The organism is uncultured Caulobacter sp., from assembly GCF_937900395.1.
Lineage (GTDB): Bacteria > Pseudomonadota > Alphaproteobacteria > Caulobacterales > Caulobacteraceae > Caulobacter.
Genome location: NZ_CALCDX010000165.1, coordinates 1 through 4,290, shown reverse-complemented (window position 1 = coordinate 4,290; position 4,290 = coordinate 1). Strand labels below are relative to the sequence as shown.

The 4,290-nt window shown below is 68.9% G+C and carries 5 protein-coding genes; 3 read left to right on the top strand and 2 right to left on the bottom strand.

Translation table 11 applies throughout. The annotated features are described in order from the left end of the window. Positions 1–115 precede the first annotated feature (115 nt). The gene (locus Q0379_RS14755; RefSeq protein ID WP_299010267.1) at positions 116–508 is read right to left on the bottom strand and encodes a lysozyme inhibitor LprI family protein; all 393 of its coding nucleotides are present in this window, start codon (positions 506–508) and stop codon (positions 116–118) included. 283 nt (positions 509–791) lie between these two features. Further along, on the bottom strand, positions 792–1,754 hold the full coding sequence (locus Q0379_RS14750) for an acetyl-CoA carboxylase carboxyltransferase subunit alpha (RefSeq protein ID WP_066682057.1): 963 nt from the start codon (positions 1,752–1,754) through the stop codon (positions 792–794). Between the two features lie 280 nt (positions 1,755–2,034). Between Q0379_RS14750 and Q0379_RS14745 the strand changes: the two genes are divergently transcribed. The 3 genes from Q0379_RS14745 to Q0379_RS14735 all read left to right on the top strand — a co-directional run bounded on the left by Q0379_RS14745 (position 2,035) and on the right by Q0379_RS14735 (position 4,232). Further along, positions 2,035–2,235, top strand: coding sequence for a hypothetical protein (locus Q0379_RS14745; protein WP_299010264.1), 201 nt, complete (start codon positions 2,035–2,037; stop codon positions 2,233–2,235). Positions 2,236–2,334: 99 nt separating this feature from the next. Continuing rightward, positions 2,335–3,759: a cytochrome P450 gene (locus Q0379_RS14740; RefSeq protein ID WP_299010261.1), complete on the top strand. Its 1,425-nt coding sequence runs from the start codon at positions 2,335–2,337 to the stop codon at positions 3,757–3,759. 47 nt (positions 3,760–3,806) lie between these two features. Beyond that, positions 3,807–4,232, top strand: coding sequence for an OsmC family protein (locus Q0379_RS14735; RefSeq protein WP_299010257.1), 426 nt, complete (start codon positions 3,807–3,809; stop codon positions 4,230–4,232). The last annotated feature ends 58 nt before the right edge of the window (positions 4,233–4,290 follow it).

Genomic DNA, 4,290 nt, shown 5'->3' with positions numbered 1-4,290 from the left:
CTCCCCCGCGATGCGGGGGAGGTGGCCCAGAGGGCCGGAGGGGGCGAGCTGGGCGAGCGCCGCATTTGCCCCCTCAGTCGCTCCGCGACAGCTCCCCCGCATCGCGGGGGAGCATCTACCGCAGCCGCCGATAGCCCTCCAGAGCGTCGGCCCGACGGGCGGTGTGGTCCAGCATGCAGGCGTTGGCCTCGATGCGGGCCAGGCTGCCCCAGTCGGGGTCGTAGACGCTGGCGCAGTCGGCGTCGCGATAGGCGATCCAGGCCCGTTGGGCCTTCTTGAGAGCCGCCTTCTGGCGCGGCAGGTCCAGGCGCTTCATCGCGTCCTGGTAGGCGCGGTTCAGGCGCGCGTCCTGCAACTTCAGCTCGGCGCCGGCGCACCGGATCATGCCGATCGTGCTCTGGCCCTCGGGCGAGGCCAGGCAGCGGTCGTAAGTGGCCGAGTATTTGGGCTCGGCATGAGCGGCCGGAGCCAGCAGCAGCAGGGTCGCAGCAGCGAAGAGACGGATCATTGGAGGCTCCAGCAGGACGGGGCGCTTCGCCGCCATCCGTCTAATGCCCCGAGACGCCCTGGCGGTTCCAGACGTTGGCGTCAGCGACGGCCGCTGACCAATCGCCGCCACGCCGAGAAGATCAAGGCGCCAAGGCCGGTCACGACGGCTACGGGCAGCATCAACCAACCCGCATCGGCCAGGCCGCCTTCAAGGCCCGCGCCGAACCAGTCTTGATTGGATTGCCGCCCCCTTCCGATCTCTCCCCCGAGAAGAGGATCACGAGTGTCGGGCGGCCCGCGCACTACTGCAGGCCCGCGCGCCCGATCGCATAGAAGCGGTCGGAGCGCTGCTTGCGCAGCTGCTCGGCGCTCATGTGCGCCATGGCCTTCAGCTCTTCCTCGACCGCGTCGCCGACCGCCTGGATCGCCGCGTCCTGGTTCGAGTGGGCGCCGCCGGCCGGCTCGTCGACGATGCGGTCGACGATGCCCAGCTTGATCAGGTCCTGGGCGGTGATGCGCATGTTGGTCGCCGCGTCCTTGGCCCGGGCGCCGTCGCGCCACAGGATCGAGGCCGCGCCTTCCGGCGAGATCACCGAATAGATCGAGTGCTCCAGGATCAGCACGCGGTTGGCGCCGGCCAGGGCGATGGCCCCGCCGCTGCCGCCCTCGCCCACGATTGTGGCGACCATCGGGGTGCCCAGGGTCAGGCAGCGCTCGGTCGAGCGGGCGATGGCCTCGGCCTGGCCGCGCTCTTCGGCGCCCAGGCCGGGATAGGCGCCGGCGGTATCGACGAAGGTGATGACGGGCAGGCTGAAGCGCTCGGCCATGTCCATCAGACGGACGGCCTTGCGGTAGCCCTCGGGGCGGGCCATGCCGAAGTTGTGCTTCAGGCGCGTGGTGGTGTCGTGGCCCTTCTCGTGGCCCATGACCACGACCGGTTGGCCGCGGAACCGGCCAAGGCCCCCGACGATGGCCTGATCGTCGGCGAACTTGCGGTCGCCGCGCAGCTCGACGAACTCGTCGATCAGGCCCGCGACATAATCGCGCAGGTGCGGCCGCTGCGGGTGCCGCGCGACCATGGTCTTCTGCCAGGCGTCGAGGTTGGCGTAGGCCTCCTTGCGGAGTTCCTGGGCCCGGTCACGCAGGGCCTGGATTTCGAGATCGAACGCGCCCGGACCCGCCGTCTCGGAGAGCTTCGACAGCTCTTCGATCTTGCTTTCCAGGTCGGCGATCGGGCGCTCGAAATCGAGATAATGGGCGGCCATGGACTCTCAAACGTCGCCGTGAATGAAAGGGTGCGAACCTAGTGTCGGAATCCTCCGAGGGAAAGAGGCGAGATTCCGTCGGGGAACCGCCCCGAATCCGCCGGGTTTTATCCACAGCCTTGATCAACAGGTGAGTCTCGATTCAGGACTCTCTTGATCTGGTGAATCGCGACATAGAGTCCTATGTTGTTTTGTAGCGGTTCGCGAAGTCGATCCGCGCCCACCGCGGCCCCCGCCATCGAATATGCGCGGTCCCGCCTGATGAGAGCGCACAGTTCCCATGCAGGTGTTCACCTTCTTCTGTGTCGAGTCCGACGGCTCGGTTCCCCGTTTCGACGTCACGCCCTGCGCTGACGATCACGCCGCCCGCGTCCGCGCCTTCGAGCTGCTGGACATGCACCGCCGCTGCGACTTCGTGGAAGTGTGGCGCGGCTCTCAACGCGCCTTCGACGTCTCGGGTCAGCAACAGGCGGCGGCCTAATTCACCGAATGATGAATTATTGCGTCACCTTGTAGGCGACGCTAGGCTGTGTTTCCGGAGGGGACCGTCTAGGCGCCCCGCTCTCCGGAAGGCCGTTCCATGGACGCATCAGTCCTCGACGCCAAAGTCCGCGACACCAAGGCTCGTCCTGGGCCGCTGATCCCTCCCGCTCCCAAGGTCCATCCTCGCCCGCTGGGCGAGCCGCCGTTCGGCGATCTTCGCATCGCCTGGGCGATGAGCCGCAACCTGATCGGCGCCTGGGCCGAGGCCGACTTCGACAATCTCGTCACCCCCTATCGTTTCATGGGCCAGCCCGGCCTGGTGGTCAGCGATCCCGTCGGCGTGCGGCAGGTGCTGTCCTCGCCGAATTTCCGGCGTCCCGTGAAACTGGGACGTCCGCTGAAGGCCCTGGTCGGCGAAGGCCTGCTGCTGACCGAGGGCGAGACCTGGCGACGCCAGCGCAAGAGCCTGGCGCCCGTCTTCACCCCGGCGGCGATCGGCGGCCTCCTCCCCCACTTCATCGCGGCGGGGACAAGCCTGGCCGATCGTCTGGCGGGGCAAGACCGCGCCAACCTGTCCGAGGCCTTCCATCACGCGACCCTGGACGCGGTCTTGCGCGCCCTGTTCTCGCGCCGCGCCGACCGTGAGGGCGCGGTGCTGGCGAGGATCGCCCGGCGCTATACGGACGGGCCAGCGCATTTCAGCGTGCTCGACTTCGTCGCCCGAGGCGTCGATGACCTGACGTTCGCAGATGGCGCCCGCCGCCGTCTGGGCGGCCAGTGGCTCAGCGAGGTCGATGCGCTGATCGCCGAGCGCAAGGCCGCCCCCTCGCCCAGCGACCGGACCGGCGACCTTCTGGATCGCCTGCTGGCCGCGCGGGACGAGGACGGCGCCGCCCTGCCCGACCACGAAGTCCGGGACCAGTGCAGCTCGATGCTGGCGGCGGGGTTCGAGACCACCTCTCGCCTGCTGTTCTGGGCGACCTATCTGCTGGCGCGCGATCCCGCCACCCAGGCCCGCGTCCGCGCCGAGATCGCGGCCTTCCCCGCCGAACAGGTTCAAGGCCTGGACGACCTCAAAGCTTGGCCGCTGCTGCGGTCGGTGCTGTTCGAGACCCTGCGGCTCTATCCCGCCGCGCCCCTGATCGGCCGCCAGGCCCTGGCCGACGAGACGGTGCTGGGCCACCCGATCCCCGCCGGCGGATCGGTCTCCATCAGCCCCTGGCTGATCCACCGACACCGCAAGCTATGGGACGAACCGACCGCCTTCCGGCCCGAACGTTTCCTGGATCAAGCGCACCCCTGGGGGATCGACGCCTTCCTGCCGTTCGGGGCGGGGCCGCGCGTCTGCATCGGCGCCGGCTTCGCCCTGGCCGAGGCGCAGATCATCCTGGCGTCCCTGCTGGCGCGGTTCGAGATCGCCCTGGCTAGCGAGCGGCCGGTGATTCCGATCGCCTCGATCACGCTGGGGCCGGACCACGAGCCGGATTTCCAGCTGACGCCGATCGTCCAAGCGCGCCTCTGAGCGGAGTGCTAGGAAGCGACAACCCGCGCCCCTTTCCGAGGAAAGCCATGACCGAAGACCTCCGCACCCGCCCGTTCGCCACCGCCACCGACAGCGGCCATGGCGGCTTGCAGACCTTCGTGACGGCGGGGCCTTCGACCATCGTCGCCGACATCGCGGTGGCCCAAGGCGGCCTGGACCTTGGCCCCGATCCGCACGAGCTGGTCGCCGCGGGCCTGGCGGCCTGCACCAGCATGACCCTGCGGCTCTACGCCAACCGCAAGGGCTGGACCATCAGCCACATGCACGTCGAGGTCTTCTCGCACTTCGACAAGGACCAGACCCCGCACGAGCGCTTCGAGCGCGTGATCACCATCGAGGGCGACCTGACCGACGAGCAGCTGGAGCGCCTGTTCGAAATCGCCGACCGCTGCCCGATCCACCAGCTGCTGACCAATAGCGCGCGGGTGGTGACGACGGTGGGGGGGAACTGATCTCAGATCCTCCCCCGCGATGCGGGGGAGGTGGCCCAGAGGGCCGGAGGGGGCTAAC